Annotated in this window: 18 protein-coding genes; 7 read left to right on the forward strand and 11 right to left on the reverse strand. The window is 74.4% G+C overall.

Annotated elements, in window-relative coordinates:
• Positions 1-23 precede the first annotated feature (23 nt).
• Complete coding sequence (locus Sdia_RS01365; protein ID WP_100452443.1) at positions 24-194, reverse strand: DUF5670 family protein; 171 nt, start codon at positions 192-194, stop codon at positions 24-26.
• 297 nt (positions 195-491) lie between these two features.
• Here Sdia_RS01365 and Sdia_RS01370 point away from each other — a divergent pair, with 297 nt between their 5' ends.
• Together Sdia_RS01370 and Sdia_RS01375 are read left to right on the forward strand one after the other, a co-directional pair.
• Positions 492-677: a CsbD family protein gene (locus tag Sdia_RS01370; protein ID WP_100452442.1), complete on the forward strand. Its 186-nt coding sequence runs from the start codon at positions 492-494 to the stop codon at positions 675-677.
• Between the two features lie 839 nt (positions 678-1,516).
• Entirely contained in the window at positions 1,517-2,338 is an 822-nt protein-coding gene (locus Sdia_RS01375) for a DUF1206 domain-containing protein (protein ID WP_229831575.1), read from the forward strand.
• Between the two features lie 219 nt (positions 2,339-2,557).
• Here the strand turns inward: Sdia_RS01375 and Sdia_RS01380 are convergent, their stop codons facing one another.
• Positions 2,558-3,385, reverse strand: coding sequence for a S1 family peptidase (locus Sdia_RS01380; RefSeq protein WP_100452439.1), 828 nt, complete (start codon positions 3,383-3,385; stop codon positions 2,558-2,560).
• A gap of 230 nt (positions 3,386-3,615) precedes the next feature.
• On the opposite strand from Sdia_RS01380, the gene Sdia_RS01385 reads away from it, so the two are divergent.
• Positions 3,616-3,786: a hypothetical protein gene (locus Sdia_RS01385; protein ID WP_164494925.1), complete on the forward strand. Its 171-nt coding sequence runs from the start codon at positions 3,616-3,618 to the stop codon at positions 3,784-3,786.
• Between the two features lie 119 nt (positions 3,787-3,905).
• Here Sdia_RS01385 and Sdia_RS01390 read toward each other — a convergent pair whose 3' ends face one another.
• Positions 3,906-4,403: a hypothetical protein gene (locus Sdia_RS01390; protein ID WP_115069780.1), complete on the reverse strand. Its 498-nt coding sequence runs from the start codon at positions 4,401-4,403 to the stop codon at positions 3,906-3,908.
• 348 nt (positions 4,404-4,751) lie between these two features.
• Here Sdia_RS01390 and rocD point away from each other — a divergent pair, with 348 nt between their 5' ends.
• On the forward strand, positions 4,752-5,993 hold the full coding sequence (gene rocD, locus Sdia_RS01395; RefSeq protein ID WP_115069779.1) for an ornithine--oxo-acid transaminase: 1,242 nt from the start codon (positions 4,752-4,754) through the stop codon (positions 5,991-5,993).
• A 155-nt stretch (positions 5,994-6,148) separates the two neighbouring features.
• Here the strand turns inward: rocD and Sdia_RS01400 are convergent, their stop codons facing one another.
• The 4 genes from Sdia_RS01400 to pdxR form a co-directional block, all read right to left on the reverse strand.
• Positions 6,149-6,664 (reverse strand): GNAT family N-acetyltransferase, encoded by a 516-nt coding sequence (locus Sdia_RS01400; protein ID WP_100452436.1) that lies wholly within the window; start codon positions 6,662-6,664, stop codon positions 6,149-6,151.
• Positions 6,665-6,687: 23 nt separating this feature from the next.
• Entirely contained in the window at positions 6,688-7,908 is a 1,221-nt protein-coding gene (locus Sdia_RS01405) for a glutathionylspermidine synthase family protein (RefSeq protein WP_115069778.1), read from the reverse strand.
• Positions 7,909-8,069: 161 nt separating this feature from the next.
• Positions 8,070-8,567 carry a hypothetical protein gene (locus Sdia_RS01410; RefSeq protein WP_115069777.1) on the reverse strand — a complete coding sequence of 166 codons (498 nt, stop codon included), beginning with the start codon at positions 8,565-8,567 and terminating at the stop codon, positions 8,070-8,072.
• Between the two features lie 280 nt (positions 8,568-8,847).
• Positions 8,848-10,263, reverse strand: coding sequence for a MocR-like pyridoxine biosynthesis transcription factor PdxR (gene pdxR / locus Sdia_RS01415; protein ID WP_189500468.1), 1,416 nt, complete (start codon positions 10,261-10,263; stop codon positions 8,848-8,850).
• A gap of 87 nt (positions 10,264-10,350) precedes the next feature.
• Here pdxR and Sdia_RS01420 point away from each other — a divergent pair, with 87 nt between their 5' ends.
• A complete protein-coding gene (locus Sdia_RS01420) occupies positions 10,351-10,908 on the forward strand; it encodes a carboxymuconolactone decarboxylase family protein (protein ID WP_100452432.1) in 558 nt (185 codons plus the stop codon).
• A 78-nt stretch (positions 10,909-10,986) separates the two neighbouring features.
• On the opposite strand, the gene Sdia_RS01425 is transcribed toward Sdia_RS01420, so the two are convergent.
• The 3 genes from Sdia_RS01425 to Sdia_RS01435 form a co-directional block, all read right to left on the reverse strand.
• Positions 10,987-11,199 (reverse strand): hypothetical protein, encoded by a 213-nt coding sequence (locus tag Sdia_RS01425; protein WP_100452431.1) that lies wholly within the window; start codon positions 11,197-11,199, stop codon positions 10,987-10,989.
• A gap of 201 nt (positions 11,200-11,400) precedes the next feature.
• A complete protein-coding gene (locus tag Sdia_RS01430) occupies positions 11,401-11,637 on the reverse strand; it encodes a helix-turn-helix domain-containing protein (RefSeq protein WP_100452430.1) in 237 nt (78 codons plus the stop codon).
• The gene (locus Sdia_RS01435; protein WP_100452429.1) at positions 11,637-12,221 is read right to left on the reverse strand and encodes a DUF2975 domain-containing protein; all 585 of its coding nucleotides are present in this window, start codon (positions 12,219-12,221) and stop codon (positions 11,637-11,639) included. Before Sdia_RS01435 ends, Sdia_RS01430 begins: the two co-directional genes overlap by 1 nt.
• Positions 12,222-12,569: 348 nt before the next feature.
• Here Sdia_RS01435 and Sdia_RS01440 point away from each other — a divergent pair, with 348 nt between their 5' ends.
• Positions 12,570-13,415 carry a M55 family metallopeptidase gene (locus Sdia_RS01440; protein WP_185393039.1) on the forward strand — a complete coding sequence of 282 codons (846 nt, stop codon included), beginning with the start codon at positions 12,570-12,572 and terminating at the stop codon, positions 13,413-13,415.
• Between the two features lie 587 nt (positions 13,416-14,002).
• Complete coding sequence (locus Sdia_RS01445) at positions 14,003-15,523, forward strand: FG-GAP repeat domain-containing protein (protein WP_189500467.1); 1,521 nt, start codon at positions 14,003-14,005, stop codon at positions 15,521-15,523.
• A gap of 59 nt (positions 15,524-15,582) precedes the next feature.
• On the opposite strand, the gene Sdia_RS01450 is transcribed toward Sdia_RS01445, so the two are convergent.
• The gene (locus Sdia_RS01450) at positions 15,583-16,050 is read right to left on the reverse strand and encodes a VOC family protein (RefSeq protein WP_189500466.1); all 468 of its coding nucleotides are present in this window, start codon (positions 16,048-16,050) and stop codon (positions 15,583-15,585) included.
• Between the last annotated feature and the right edge of the window lie 184 nt (positions 16,051-16,234).

The raw sequence follows: 16,234 nt of genomic DNA on the forward strand, positions 1-16,234 counted from the left end.
GGGCGGGGCGCGTCAGGCGCCGGTCACCATCGGTACCAGCGGCCGCGCGCTCCACCGGGGCCGGCGGAACGGAAGACGAAGCCCAGGACCCAGACGATGAGCACGATCGCGGCGATCCACCACAGGATGTCGAGAGCGAATCCTCCGCCGAAAAGGAGAACGGCGAGCAGAAGAACAAGAAGAAGGGGCACCATGTCGATCAACCTCCGCGATATCAGTTTCTCCGTCGAGAGGCCATGTGCCCCCGATCACCGGACAGATTCGCGGCACGTTCCTCACAGATTGGTAAAGGCGGGAACCCGGATGCGGAGAACCGCGTGAAGAGCGCGCCCGGCCCGCCGTGAGGCGTCGAACGCGCGCGTACGCGAGACCTCGGACTGTTTCCGACCGCTCCGGCGGGAAGGGATTTCCGACGCGGATGTTTGCCGTCCGGATCGCCGGTCATGCGACCCCGCAGAGTTCAACGCCCTCTCTCAAAGGAGTCGCAGACCATGGACGAGAAGCGCATGACCGACGAGAAGAGCAAGAGCCGCGTCGAGCAGGCCAAGGGCAAGGCCAAGGAGACCGTCGGCCGGGCCGTGGGCAACGAGCGACTGGCCGCGGAGGGCCGGGCCGAGCAGAGCAAGGGCGACCTGCGCCAGGCGAAGGAGAAGGGCAAGGATGCCTTCCGTCACTGAGCGCCGGGGCCGCGCGGCGCCACGCAGGAGCGGGCTCGCCGTCCGCCGGGCCGCCCCGGCGGCGGACGCGAGGGTCTCGCGGCCCAGACGGCCACGCCCCGGCGGACGGTTGCGACGGGCCGCCCAGCGGCTCCTCGCCCTGACGGCCGGGGCTTCCCGACGCGGCGCCCGACGCCGCCCCCGGGCCCGGTGACGCGGATGACCGCACCGGCGCGGCGCTCACCGCCCGGCGCCCGCGGACCCGGCGGCCCGCCCCCGGGCAGCAGACCGGCGCGTGGGCCCCGCCCCCTACTCCCCCTCCCGGCGGGGCCCACCGCGCCTCCTCTCCTTTCCGGCCTCCGGCCCGGAGTTCCCCATCGCGGAACCGGTCCGGGACCGGGCTACGGAGACTCCCGGGGACGGGCGGCCGAGATGCCGCGCGGGGCGGCGGGATTCACCCGATCCCGCCACCCCGCTTTTCTCTTGCGCGAATTCCCTTCGGAATACATGAACTTACCCTCCGCCGCCCGGGAGCGGCATCCGGCACGGAACACGTACGCCACGTCCCCCGCCCGTCACGCACTCCGCCTCACCCTCTTCCTCGTAAAGCGGAAGAGGGAATCGGTGTTCTCCGGGCGCCCGCCGGGTAATCCGGTCCGCGTCTCCGTTCCGATCGCCGGTCCGTCCCCTCCGGACCACCCGGGACATCCCGCCCGGGCCCGCTCACTGATTCCCTTCCGGGTCTTCGCCCTCTTGCGGCCGGAGCCGCCCGTGGTCATCGGAACGCACCGCCACCACCCCTCCCGTTTCCGTTTCCTCACCCTTGCCGGGGGCATCCGGTGGCCATGGATTCCTCATCGATGGCACGTGAGGGCCACCGCCGGGCACGGCGGGCGGCCGACAGCCGGGTGGTCTCCGCCGGGGCGCGCGCCGGCTTCGCCGCGCGCGGGGTGATCTATCTGCTGGTGGGGGTCCTCGCGGGCCAGATCGCGCTCCAGGGCGGCGGACAGCAGGCCGACCGGGGTGGCGCGCTCCAGGAGATCGGGGGGCGGCCGTTCGGCGGGGTGCTGCTCTGGGTGATCGGCGTCGCGCTCGCGGGCATGGCCCTGTGGCGGCTCTCGGAGGCGGCGTTCGGCGCGGCGGGACCGGACGGCGGCAAGGCGACGAAGCGGCCGGCGTCGGCGGCGCGTGCGGTCTTCTACGCCTTCGTCGCGTACTCGGTGCTGTCGTTCGCCGCGGGCGAGAAGGGCGGGGGCGGCTCCAGCGACGCCCAGTCGCAGGACATCACCGCGCGGGCGCTGGGGCTCCCGGGCGGGCAGTGGATCGTCGGTGCGGCGGCGGTGGGGGTGACGGCCGCCGGTGTGGTGGTCGCGGTCCGGGCGGTGCTGCGGAAGTACCGCGAGCAGCTGCGGACGGGCGCCATGTCCCGCCGCGCCCGTCGGCTGGTCGACGTGACCGGTGTCCTCGGCGGCACCGCGCGCGGCCTGGTCTTCGCGGCGGCCGGGGTCTTCGCCCTGCTGGCGGCGGCCGACTACGACCCGGACGAGGCCAAGGGCATGGACGACACCCTGCGCTCCTTCGCGGACACCCCGGCGGGCCCGTGGCTGCTGGTGCTGGTCGCGGTGGGGCTGGCCGCCTTCGGCCTCTTCTCCTTCGCCGACGCCAGGTGGCGCGAGGTCTGAGGGCGGGCCGGCGGGAGCCCGGCGGCCCGTCCCGGCGCGCGCCCGGCCCGGCGGCCCCTGGCCGACGGCCCCTGGCCGACGGCCTGGTCCGTCCCCGGGGTGGTCCACGGCACCGCACCGGCTCGCCGGCCCGGAGATCGCGGCGCCGGACGCCCGGTCCGGCGTCCCCACGCACACCCGCGGGCGCCCGCCGGCCGGCGGGCGCCCGCGTGCACGGGATCAGGGCTTGGGCACGGCGCAGCCCGAGCGGCTGAGGTCGATCTCGCTGCCGGGGCCGATGCAGGGGACGAGGGTGTAGGTCTGCTGGCCGTAGTTGATGCCCTCGCGGACCGTCACCTCACCGTTCTCGTCCACCTCGCAGGGGTTGTTGTCGGTGCACTCCCCGCCGCTCTCGTTGCCCGTGTTGTTGACGGCGACGACCTTGCCGGTGGCGTCGTCGATCACCGGGGAGCCGGAGGTGCCGCCGATGGTGTCGCAGGCGTCGGTGTAGCGGACCGAGTCCTTCCAGGTCCAGTCGCCCTCCTTGAGCTGGTGGGCGAAGCCGTCGACGGAGCAGTTGTACGTCCGCTTCCAGTAACCGGAGGCGACGGTGATCGCGGTGCCCTCGGTGGGGCGGGCGGCGTCGAGTTCCAGGGCCTCGATGCCGTAGGCACTCTCGATCTCGGCATAGGTCTCGCCGAGTTGGTAGAGGGAGACGTCCGTGTCGGTCATCGTGCCGTACGCGAGCTTGGCGGCGCGCAGGGTGCCGACGCCGTTGCCGGCGCCGTCGAGCAGGGTGAAGGAGCGCGAGGAGGGCTGGTCGACGAGGACCTCGCCGGGCGCGGGGAAGCCGCTCTCCAGGCAGTGCCCGTTGGAGAGGACCAGCGCCGGGTCGTCCGCCTCCGCGGTGGGGGTGCGCACGACGGAGCCGGAACAGTTGGAGAGCGCGACCGTGCCGGACAGGTCCACGGCGGCGGGCGCGGCGGGGCCGGGAGCGGCGACGGCGGGGGCGGCGGAGGCACCGAGCAGGGCGGCGGCGAGCAGCGCGCCGGCGAGGGGCTTCTTCATGTGGGGGGACCCTCTCTGAGGCCCGTGCCGGACAGGTGGGGGGCGCGGCACGGGCACGAGTTGACGAATTGACATGCGCATTGTTGGCGCACACCCCCGGTCCGGCAAGGGGTCTGTTTCAGCCACTCCCACCGCGCCTCCGCACCCCGGCGCCCGCCACCTTCGTACGCGCCCCCACGCCCCATCGCGCCTCCTTCCCTTCCCGCCGGGCCCGATTAGGCTGGCCGTTCATGAGCGCCAGCGAGATCACCCGCACCGAGTGCCGCCAGTGCGGCACCGAGATCTACGGGGTGAACGGCCGCTACTCCTGCGCGGTCTGCGGCTGGGTCAACCCCTGGTACGAGGGGCACGGCGAGCTGCCCACCGCCGAGGACGACCCGGACCGGAAGGGCGCGGACTGACGCGCGCGACCGGGGAGCCCGCCGGGCGGGGTGGCGGAAACCCGGCGTCGCCGGGGGCAGGGGAATCGTTCCCTCACCCTGGGCCGCACCGGCCCTCACCACCGCACCCCGCCCGCGCCTCACTCCTCGTCGGGCAGTTCCAGCACCACCGTCCACACGTCGCCCACCGACGGCACCTTCATGCTGCGCGTCTCGGCCATGAGGACGTAGACCACGCCCCCGCTGCCGTCGACCCGGTAGGCGTGGGTGCGGGCGCCCTCCTCGTGGACGGCCTCGATCCCGATCCCCTTGGCCGCCACCGTCTCCAGCAGTTCCCTGGCGTCGACCCGGTTCTCGACGGCGCCGAAGTACGGCGAGAGCACCTGCGGCACGATGCCGACCCCGAACCGGCCGAGCCGGTACGCCTGGATCTCGATACCCGTGGCGTGCCAGCCGGTGTCGTACTGCTCGAAGATGATCTCGACCAGGCCGTAGTCGCGGCGCAGCCGCCCCCGGCTGAGGCCGTCGGTGTACTCGTAGCCCATGCAGCGGTCCCAGACCGCCATGGAGTCGCCGAGACCGGCCCCCCTGATCCGGCCCTCGATCAGCACCTCGGCACAGAAATCCAGCGCGCTCATATCTCTCCTGCCGCTCCTCGCCGTTCACCGGCCATGTCGACTTCCCTCTTCGCGCCGTCCCGGTGGCCCCGCGCCCAGGTGAGCACAGCAACCACCGCACAACCTCTCCAACGCCCCGGGCACCTGGCGGCAACGGGTCACCGCACCACGGAAATTCGCCGGATAACCGGGCAGGGGCGGACGAGTCGGGGCGCCGACCCGGTCACGGTTGGGCAAAGGACTCCGCGCGCCGGTCCGCCCCGCCCGACCGCCTCGCCGGGCGCGGGCGGGTTTCCGGGCACGGACCGCGAGCGACGATAGAAAGAGGGCCACCACCCCGGCCTCCCCCGCAGGACGAACGGAGATCCCGTGTCTCGTACGCACTCCTCCCCCGCTCCCGGCTCCGCGACCGCCGAGGCCGTCGACGCCGCCGAGGCGCACAGCGCGCACACCTACCACCCGCTGCCCGTGGTGGTGGCGAGCGCCGAGGGCGCCTGGATGACCGACGTCGAGGGCAGGCGCTACCTGGACCTCCTCGCCGGGTACTCCGCGCTCAACTTCGGCCACGCCAACCCCCGCCTGACCGCAGCCGCCAAAGCCCAGCTGGACCGGGTGACGCTCACCTCGCGGGCCTTCCACCACGACCGGTTCGCCGCCTTCTGCGAGGAGCTGGCGGCGCTCTGCGGCAAGGACATGGTGCTGCCGATGAACACCGGCGCCGAGGCGGTCGAGACGGCGGTGAAGACCGCCCGCAAGTGGGGGTACCGGGTCAAGGGCGTCCCCGACGGCACCGCCCGGGTCGTCGTCGCCGCCGGCAACTTCCACGGCCGGACGACCACCGTCGTCAGCTTCTCCACCGACGAGGAGGCCCGCGCCGACTACGGGCCCTACACCCCGGGTTTCGACATCGTCCCGTACGGCGACGCCGAGGCGCTCCAGGCCGCCCTCACCGACGAGACGGTGGCCGTGCTGCTGGAGCCGATCCAGGGCGAGGCCGGGGTGCTGGTGCCGCCCGCCGGCTACCTGCGCCGGGTCCGCGAGCTGACCGCCGAGCGGAACATCCTCTTCATCGCCGACGAGATCCAGTCCGGGCTGGGCCGCACCGGCACCACCTTCGCCTGCGAACACGAGAAGGTCGTCCCCGACCTGTACCTGCTGGGCAAGGCGCTGGGCGGCGGTGTCGTCCCCGTCTCGGCGGTGGTCGGCGACAGCGACGTCCTCGGCGTCTTCCGCCCGGGTGAGCACGGCTCCACCTTCGGCGGCAACCCGCTGGCCTGCGCCGTGGCCCTGGAGGTGATCGCGATGCTCCGCACCGGCGAGTACCAGGCCCGCGCCACCGAGCTGGGCACCCGCCTGCACAACGCCCTCGCCGAACTGGTCAAGGCCGACGGCCCGGTCCGCGCCGTCCGGGGCCGTGGCCTGTGGGCCGGCGTCGACATCGACCCGGCGGTCGGCACGGGCCGCGAGATCTCCGAACGCCTCATGGCCCGTGGCGTCCTGGTCAAGGACACCCACGGCTCCACCATCCGCATCGCCCCGCCCCTGGTGATCTCGGCGGAGGACCTGGACTGGGGGATCGGCGAGCTGCGGGAGGCGCTGGGGAGGGAGTAGGCCGGTCCCGGGCGGGGCGGCGCCGGCAGGTCCGCCCCGCCCCGGGTGCCCGCAACACCACCCGCAGCCGGACAGGGGTCGCGGGGGGGGCGTCCAGCCGGCCCACGACCAGCACGGTGAGGACGATCCAGCCCCAGCGTCAACGACGCTCGTGCTCAGTACACCCGGAGCACGTCTCCTCCCAGCGCCTTCGCGTACCGCCGCATCCGCTCCCCGCCGGACGAGTCCGGGGCCGTCTCGCCTGCCACCGTGAAGCCCGTCCGGGTCAGCACCGTGTGCGAGGCGAGGTTGGTCACGGTCGTGCGGGCGCGGAGGGAGGTGAGGTGGTAGTCGGTGGCGGCCAGGTGGCAGACGGCGCGGGCGGCCTCGGTGGCCAGTCCGCGGCCGGTGGCCGACTCGGCCATGCGGAAGCCGAGTTCGGCCTCGCCGTCGCTGATGTCGACGAGGTTGAACCGGCCGAGGACCGTGGTGCCGTCGTCGGCGACCAGGACGTGGAAGTGGTCGGTGCCCTCGTCCTGGCAGGAGAGGAGGGCACGGTGGCGGACGGCGAAGTCGGCGAAGTAGGCGTCACCGCGGTCGGGGACGGCGCGGGCGAACCAGGCGCGGTTCTCGCGTTCGAAGGCGAGCAGCGCGGGGGCGTGGTCGGCGCGCAGGCGCTGGAGTTCGGGCACCGGGGGCTCCGTGAGGGTCGGGGTCAGAGGATGACGTGCGGGAGGAAGCGGGCGTAGCCGTCGGTGACCGGTCCGGCCGATTCGCGGATGCCGAGCCCGGCCGCCTCGTCGGCGACGACCCAGGCGCCGAGGACGACGTGGTTGGTGGGGCTGTGGGCGCCGGGGGCCGGGGTCGACAGGTCGGGCAGGAGGGCGAGTTGCTGGTAGCAGCTCGGACCGGTGGCGGGCCCGGGGGCGGGGGCCTCGCCGGGCTGGTGGAGGGTGACTCCGGCGCCCTCGCGGCCGAGCAGGGGTTTGGTGACGTAGCCGGTGGTGGTGGCGAGTTCGCGCGGGCCGTCGAGGTAGGAGGCGAGGAGGTTGGGGTGGCCCGGGTACAGCTCCCAGAGGATGGCGAGGAGGGCCTTGTTGGAGAGGAGCATCTTCCAGGCGGGCTCGATCCAGAGGGTGGAGCCGGTGCCACCGCCGTTGTCGAGGGTGTCCAGGACGTGCGGGCCGAACTCGTCGGTGGCCAGCCACTCCCACGGGTACAGCTTGAAGCAGCTGCGGATGAAGCGCAGCCTCCGGTCCACGAAGCGGTGCGAGAGGCTGTCCCAGCCGATGTCCTCGACGGCTATCGCCTCGGTGGCGAGCCCGGCCTGGATGGCGGTCTCGCGGAGGTAGGCGACGGTCATCAGGTCCTCGCCGCACTCGTCGTCGATGGTGTGCGCGAAGTGCACGGGGCTGCCCGGCGGCAGCAGCGCGGCCTGCGCGCGCCAGGCGTCGACGAGCCGTTCGTGCAGGGAGTTCCACTGGTCGCAGCCGGGGAAGCGTTCCTCCATCCAGAACCACTGGGCGCTGGCCGCCTCCACCAGCGAGGTGGGGGTGTCGGCGTTGTACTCCAGCAGTTTGGCGGGCTCCCCCGAACCGTCGTACCAGAGGTCGAAGCGGCCGTAGAGGGACGGCAGTTCCGTCTTGCGGTGCCAGGCCTCGGCGACCAGGGAGGCGAGGCGCGGGTCGGTGATGCCGAGATCGGCGAAACGGTCCTTCTCCACGATGTGCGCGGCGGCGGCCAGGCACATCGCGTGCAGTTCCTCGACGACCTCCTCCAGCGCCTCGACCTCGGGGAGGCTGAAGGAGTAGTAGGCGCTCTCGTCCCAGTACGGACGCAGCGAGTCGTCGGGATGGCGGGTCAGCGGGTAGATGACGCCCTGGGCCTCGACGGTCTCCTGCCAGCCGGGACGCGGCTCGATGGTGTGACGCTGCATGGGGTGGTCCGTCCTGTACACGGTGGGCGCGGGCGGCGCGGCCCGCACGGGCAGGGGTACGGGCCCGGGGCGCGGGCCGGACGGGCGGCGCCCCGGGCGTACTCGGTGGGGTGGAGCGGGCGCGCGCGGCAGTGCGCGGGACACGGGCGCCCGGGAGGGCGTCAGCCGCCGCCGCTGCCCTTGCCGGAGCAGCCGAAGCCGCCGGAGCTGACCGAGCTCCTGTTGAACGAGCCGTCGCTCGCGTACCCGCTTCTGCTGTCGCCGCCGTAGTACCACCCGGTGTTGGTGCTCCGGTCGCTGCCGTACCGGCCGCTCCCGGTGCCGCCGGCCGATCCGCCGGTGCCGCCGGCCGACCCTGAGGAACCGTTCCGGCACTGACTGGAGTCGACCACCTTGTACCCGCCGCCGTACGAGTAGCTGTTGCGGTCCACGCAGCGGCGGTCGGGCTCCGATCCGCAGGCGGCGAGGGCGGCGGCCAGCACGCCCATCGAGCCCAGCGCGACGGTGCTGGACCGCACCCGGCGGCGGACCGCCTTCTTGCGCCGCTCCCCCTGCCCGTCCTCGGTGCGGCGGGCCGGCGCGGGCCGCCCGTCGGCGACCGGCACGTCCCGCGGTGCGTCCAGTGCCCTGGCGGCGGGCACGGTGATGTTCTCGGCCATGCTGTCTCAGCTCCCCGTTCGTCTCCCCTGCGACCCCGCCCGGGACACGCGTCTCCCCGGTGGCCGACGGTCCTTTGCGGCCGTCGCCCGGGCGGGGCGTCTGCCGTGCGCGGCGCCGTCCCGGCGGGGTTGACCGGCCGGAGAAGCCCTGACGGGGGCTCCCTGACCGGAACTCATCTTTATGCGCAGCCTACGTCGCCGCTGCCAGAAGGGACCCCGCAGGAGGGCGCACGGTTCCGCCCCGGCCTGGATCAGCCGGTGGGACGGCCGCCAGGCGCCCTCAGGGCAGACACCGGCAGAGTGCCTCCAGGGCACTCTGCCAGGCATGGTCCGGGGGCCGCCCGTAGCCGATGACCAGGCCGTCCGGCGCCCCGGCCGCGCCGTCGGCGGCGGGGTGCCGGAACCAGGAGAGCCCCTGCACACCCAGCCCGTGCCAGGCCGCCGCCCGCAGCACCTCGCTCTCGGTGCCGGGCGGCAGCAGCAGCACGGCGTGCAGGCCCGCCGCGATCCCGCCCACACGGACCGAGGGGGCGCGCCGGGCGAGGGTGGCCACCAGCTCGTCACGGCGGCGCCGGTAGCGCAGCCGCATCAGGCGCACCTGCCGGTCGTACGCACCGGAGGTGAGGAACTCGGCGAGCGTCAACTGGTCGGGCGCCCCGCAGGTGTCGGCGTACCCCTTGGCCGCCAGCACCTCGTCCACCAGGCCCGGCGGCAGCACCAGCCAGCCGAGGCGCAGGCCCGGGGCGAGGGCCTTGCTGGCGGTGCCGAGGTGGGCGACCCGGTCCGGAGCGAGCCCTTGCAGGGCGCCGACCGGAGGCCGGTCGTGCCGGAACTCGCCGTCGTAGTCGTCCTCCAGGACGAGCCCGCCGGTCCGCCGCGCCCAGTCGACGACGGCCGCCCGCCGTGCCGGGGAGAGCGTGCCGCCCATCGGGAACTGGTGGGTCGGCGTCAGCAGCACCGCCTGTTCCGCGTCGAGCGCCGCGGGATCGGTCCCGTCCGCGTCGAAGGGCAGCGGCGCCGTCCGCACCCCGGCTGCCTCCAGCCACTCCCGGTGGAACCCGAGCCCGTACGTCTCCACGGCGACGGTGGCGCGTCCCGAGCGGCCGGACCGCCTCGACAGCACCTCCGTCAGGAGTCCGAGCCCGTGCGCGACCCCGGCGCAGACCACGATCTGGTCCGGGTCGGCCACCACTCCCCGGACCCGCGCGAGGTAGTCGGCGACGGCCGCCCGCAGCTCGGGCCGCCCGCGCGGATCACCGTATCCGAACGCGTCGTTGGGGGCGGCGGTCAGCGCCCGCCGGGCCGCCTTCAGCCAGGCCGTGCGCGGGAACGCCGAGAGGTCCGGGGTGCCGGCCGTCAGGTCGTGCGCCGGCCCGGCCCGCCCGGGCACCCGCACCGGCCGCTTCCGGTGCGGCGCCGCCGGGACCGGCGCGGCCCGCTCGGCGACCCGCGTGCCGGACCCCTGCCGTGCGGTGAGATGCCCCTCGGCGACGAGATCGGCGTACGCGTCGGCGACCGTGTTGCGGGCGATCCCGAGGTCGGCTGCGAGCGTACGGGAGGAGGGCAGGCGGGTCCCCGGTGCGAGCCGGCCCGACCGCACGGCGTCCCGCAGCGCGTCGGTGAGCCCCTTCCTGAGGCCCGGCCCGGCCGGTTCCAGATGCAGGTCGATCCCGAGACTGGCCCAAGATTGCGTCACAGAAGTGGACCATACGCGTGGGCTGCCCTGCTCCTAGGCTCGTGGTCACGAACAGGGCAGACCCAGCAGACCGGCGAGAGGACCACCATGGCCACCACACACACCGACGCGTCCACCGGCACCGGCGCCGACGCCTCCGCGGCCACCGGCCCGTCCGGCGGGAGGACCGCCGCCCACCTTCCGGAGCACACCCCGCGCATCTCCCTCCCGGAGCTGGCCCCCGAGGTCCACCGGGCGCTGGCCCGCGCCGACGCGGCGGCCCGCAAGGGGCTGGACCCGGTCATCGGCGAACTGGTCAAGATCCGCGCCTCGCAGATCAACCGCTGCGCCTTCTGCCTCGACATGCACACCAAGGACGCCCTCGCGATGGGCGAGTCCCTGGAACGCATCATCCAGCTCAGCGCGTGGGAGGAGTCGAAGCACTACTACACGGCCAAGGAGATCGCGGCGATCGAGCTCACCGAGGCCATCACCGTCCTCACCGACGGCTTCGTCCCCGACGAGGTGTACGCCAAGGCCGCCGACCACTTCCCGGCGGAGGAACTGGCCCACCTCATCGCCGCCATCACCGTGATCAACGCCTGGAACCGCCTCTCGGTCGCCTCCCGCAACGTGCCGGGCCATTACGTGCCGGGCAAGCACTGAGCCGGGGCGCTGAGGGGGCCGGGGTGCGGGGGGCACGGGGGGCTCCCCGCACCCGCGGGAGTGCCCGGCCCGGCCCCGCTACGTCCCCGGCACCGTCCGGTGCCGGTCGAACTGCTCGCGGGTGGGCATCCAGTGCCGGCCACATCCGGTGCAGTACCAGCGCCAGTTGTCGGGGGCGTTGCGCAGGTGGGTGGTGTCCTTCCAGAGACGGCCGTGGAGACCGGTGCGACAGGCGCGGCCGGGGCAGGGCGGGGTGACGAGGGTGGTGTGGCGGCGTGTGGTGACGAGCATGGCTACCTCCGCGACACGGTGGGCGGTCGGGAGAGTGAAACGCGGCGCCCGGGGCTCCGGTGCGCGTCCGGCGGAAGGTGCACCCGTTCGCGTGACGCCGCGTGACGTTCCCCGCTCGCGGCCGGGCCAGGCGGTGCCCTGCCCGCCGAGCGGGCAGGGGCGGGGCCGGAGGGCGTGCGAGGGCACCGGCGGGAGGGGAGGCTACTCCTCCGGCCCGGGCGGGACGTAGGTGATCAGGTCTCCCGGCTGGCACCGCAGGACCTCGCAGATCTTCGCGAGGGTCGAGAAGCGCACGGCCTTGGCCCGCCCGTTCTTCAGGACGGACAGGTTGACGACGGTGACACCCACGTGGCCGGACAGCTCGGTCAGGGTCATGCCGCGCTCGGCGAGCAGCCGGTCGAGATGGATTCTGATCGCCTGCGGTTCCTCCTCGGCCATCAGATGGTCCCTTCGAGGTCCTCTCGCATGCGCACGCCCTCGCGCATGATCTTCCCCATGACCACCGCGGCCAGACCGGCCAGGGTGAGGGCGGTCGGCCCGGAGACCACCTGCTCCACACCCACCATCGGGGCCATGCTCGCGACCAGCCAGCCCTGCGACCAGCCCGCGACGAGGCCGGTCACCGGCGTCCCCACGGCGACGAACCAGCCGAGCACGGTGAGCCGTCGCGCCACCATCCCGGTGAACGGCCCCTGCTCCACCACGGCCTTGAGCATCCGCGCGAAGAGGACCAGCGCCAGCGCGCCGAAGAGCAGCCAGGGCAGTGCGCTCCCGAGGTCGGCGAGGCGCTGCGCCACGGAGGGACTCTCCTGGCACAGGCGGGCGGCACTGCTGGACGCCTCCACCCCCGGCGCCACCGACAGCGGGTCGGCCAGCCTGGCGTTGGCCCAGAAGCCGGTCTCCACGCAGATGGCCCCGTCGTCGGACAGCCGCACTCCTGCCTTGCCGAGGAAGGCGAGCCCGAAGACGACCGACAGCGCTTGGGCCACCGCGGACAGATTCCTCGTGAGACGCGTGTCCATGAATCCCTCCCTATCGATTATCGATAGGTTCAAGGTAGCGGAGCATATCGATAATCGACAAGCCCACAGAGCGCGGCCCCTTCCCCTCCCCGCCTCGCCCCCACCCCCACCGCCCTGGCGGGAACGCCCTTGCGCCACGTGGGCCGGGGACGGGACGCGGGCCGGGCGCGTGGGCGAAGGAGCGGTGGGGACGCCGACGGTGTACGACGTCGCCGGGCGGGCCGGGGTGTCGGCCGCGACGGTGTCCCGGGTCCGCCGCGCGCCAGTCGCGGCCGCGGCCACGAGGCGCGGGGATCACGGCGCGGGGCGGCAGGTGACGACCCCGGAGCGGCGCGTACCCTCCGGCCCATGGACAACCAGAAGCGCCCCCGGATCCTCGTCTCCGTCGACATGGAGGGGATCTCCGGGATCGTGCATCCCGGCGAGACCAACCCGGAAGGGTACGACTACGGGCGCGGCCGGGCGCTGATGACGGCCGAGGCCAACGCGGCCGTCGCCGGGGTCCTCGACGCCGAGCCCGGTGCCGAGGTGTGGGTGGCAGACGCGCACGGGTCGTACCGCAATCTGCTGCCCGAGGAGATCGACCGGCGGGCCCGGCTGGTCCGGGGCAAGCCACGGCCGCTCGGCATGCTCGCCGGGATCGACGAGCGGACGGAAGCAGTCCTCTTCGTCGGCTACCACGTGCGGGCGGGCGCCGGGCCGGGCGTGCTGGCCCACACCATGAGCGACGCCCTCCTCGACGTCCGCGTGGGCGGGCGCTCGCTGGGCGAGATCGGCCTGAACGCGGCCATGGCCGGTCATCTGGGCGTACCGCTGGTGCTGCTCAGTGGCGACGACGCGGCCTGCGCGGAGGCGCGCGAGCTGGTCCCCGGGGTCCACACGGTCGCCGTCAAGGAGGCACTGGCCCAGTTCGCCGCGGCGACCACGCACCCCGAGGAGGCGCGGGAGCGGCTGCGCCGGGCTGCCGCCGAGGCCGTCGCCGGGCGGGCGCGGGCCGAGCCCCTGGCACTGCCCGGGCCGCTGACGGTCGAGGTCGACCTGGCGGCGGCGCACACCGTCGACCTGGCCGTGCTCGTCCCGGGGGTCACCCGCGCCGGGGGCGCCCGCACGGTCACCTTCACCGCGGCCGATTTCGCCGAGGCGTACCGGCTGGTGGTGCTGCTGGTACGTCTGGGGAGCATCAGGCCCGCGTAGGCGAGGCGGTGGGGCGGTGAGGGTGCGGCGGCCGTGACCCCGGCGGTCCATGAGGAGCAGGCGGCGGCGAGCGGGCGCTGCGCCGCGGAGCCGTGACGAGGATCGTCGCCCCAGGTCAGCACTGCGTGCACGTACACGACGGGCGGGCGGGTGCCGCTCCCCGCGGCCCCGCCGTCGTCCCACACGGTGACGTGCACCGCACACGGTGACGTGCACCCACCGACCGGGCTCCGACGGCTTCTCGCCGTCACCGCAGGCGCCACTCATCCGGGCGTCCCCCTCGGGTCGTCCCCGCCGAATTCGCCCGACCGGCGTGCCGCACCCGGCCGGTTCAAGGCCGCGAAGAACTCCCCTTCCGCCCGGGCCGGTTCCGCGGCCTCCTCGGTTGCACCCGGATGGCGACGTGGCCGGCCGTCAGGACGTGCAGGGCGCGCCACTCGTCCGGCGGCGCGGGCTGGGCGCACGCGGGAGCTTCCCGGACGCGACGCCTGACCCCACGCGCCCCGACCGGCTCTCGGGGCGTGCAACTTCCGCCGGAGGCGCGGCGTCCCAGTAGACGTACGTGACCGCGAACGAAGGAAGACGGCATGGCCTGGATGCGACGCCCCGACACCCCCACGGCCCGGCGCGGGCGGTCCGGCAGAGCCACGGCCTCCCTGGCGGCGGCACTGCTCGCCGCCGGCGGGCTGAGCGCCGCCGCGCTGGCCCCGGGCACGGCGCTGGCGGACGGCCGGGCCGGGGCCGCGGCGGCCGACGACTTCAACGGCGACGGCTTCGCCGACCTCGTCGCCGGCGCCCCCGGCGGCACCGTCTCCGGCAAGGCCGGGGCCGGGTACGTCGCGGTGACCCACGGCTCCGAGAAGGGGCTCGCGCCGGCGCCCGGCACCGTGGTGAGCCGCTCGACGGCCGGGGTGCCCGGCACGGCCACCGCCGGGGAGGGCTTCGGCGAGACCTTCGCCAAGGGCGACCTGGACGGCGACGGCTACAGCGACCTGGTGGTCGGCTCGGCCACCGCCAAGCCCGGCGCGGTGATCCTCTGGGGTTCGCCGAAGGGCCTGACCGGCGGCACCGCCGTGGCCGGCTTCGGTCACACACCGCAGACCGGCGACTTCGACGGCGACGGCCAGACGGACCTCGCCCTGTTCGGCCCGGCGGAGGTCGGGGGCGACGACCCGGTCACCCAGGAGGCCCGCCTCCTCAAGGGCCCGCTGACCCGCGAGGGCACCCCGGCGGAGCAGCTCGACTTCCTCGACCGTTCCCAGTGGTGGGGGTACGACAGCGACGGCCCGGCCTGCGCCGACGACGACTCGTGCGTGGACGGCCCCACCTCGGTCGGCGGCCCGGTCCGGCCGAAGGCCGTCGGCGACGTGAACGGCGACGGCTCGGACGACCTCGTCACCTGGCTCTACGAGGGCGACGGCGTCTGGGCCCACCACCTGTTCACCGGCAGCGCCACCGGCTTCCGCGACGCCCAGGAGGCCGGACCGATCGGCAGCGTCGGCGACGACGCGGCCGTCGGCATCGGCGACGTGGACGGCGACGGCTACGACGACGTGGTGACCGGCAGCGGGGAGGCCACCGCCGAGGTCACCGTCCGCTACGGCTCGGCCTCCGGCCTCGGCGGCCGCGAGGACGCCTTCGACCAGAGCCTGCCCGGCCTGCACGGCGCCCAGGAGAAGGGCGACCACTTCGGCTCCTGCGTCGCGGTGGCCGACGTGACCGGCGACGGCCGGGCCGAGATCGCGCTCGGGATCAGCGGCGAGGACTTCAGCGGCCTGACGGACGCCGGTTCCCTCGCCCTGCTGCACGGCACCGCCTCCGGGGTGACGGGCGAGGGCAGCCAGGTCATGCACCAGAACACCCCCGGGGTGCCCGGCGTGGCGGAGAGCGGCGACGAGTTCGGCGCGGCCTGCGCCCTGCTCGACACCGACGGCGACGGCCACCGCGACCTGGTCGCCTCCGCGCCCGAGGAGAACGACGCGGCGGGTGCGGTCTGGGCGTTGCGCGGCACCGGCGAGGGCCTGACGGTGGAGGGCGCCTCGGCCTTCGGCCCGGGCCATGTGGACGGTCCCGTCGCGAAGGCCCGGTTCGGCGGCTTCCTGCGCTGACCGCCCGCCGGGGCACCACGTTCCGGGGCGCCCTTCCCGCCGTACGCGGGGAGGGCGCCTCAGCCCTTTTGGGCGCCGCCCTCCCCCGCGGGCGGGTCGGCGTAGACGCCGTGGAGGATGCCGGTGGCCTGGCCGATCTCGATCAGGTAGCCGTCGGGGTCGCGCAGGTAGCAGCGGATCTCCGCCTTGCGGTCGATCGGCGGGGTGACGAACTCGGCGCCCTTCGCGCTCCACTCCTCGTAGACCGCCTGGATGTCGGCGACCCTGATGTTGAGGAAGCAGGTGGCGGTGGCGGGGTCGTCCGGCGGGTGGAGGGTGATACCGGGCTTGTCGGGGGTGGGGCCGCCGCCGGGGTTCATGATGAGCCAGCCGTTGGCGAGGCGGACCGTGCAGGGGTTCTCCTCCAGGATCACCTCGCCGCCCAGCACCTCGCTGTAGAAGGCGCGGGAGCGCGGCACGTCGGCCACGGTGAGGAAGTAGGTGAGGAGCATCCCGGACTCGGGCGCGGGAAAGCTTTTCTCGACCATGGGGTCGTTCCCCCAGTCTGTCGCTGTCGTCGCTGTCGTCGCTGTCGGGGTTCCCCTCCCATCGTGGGGCCGGGACGCGGACCGCGAAAGACGATCAAGAACTGGGGGCCCGGGGGCGCACGCGCCGGAGCGCCCCGGCGGGTGGTCCGCGGGGGCGCTCCGGTGCGGCAAGGGGACGGCGGGG

This window comes from Streptomyces diastaticus subsp. diastaticus, assembly GCF_011170125.1.
Classification (GTDB): Bacteria; Actinomycetota; Actinomycetes; order Streptomycetales; family Streptomycetaceae; genus Streptomyces; species Streptomyces diastaticus.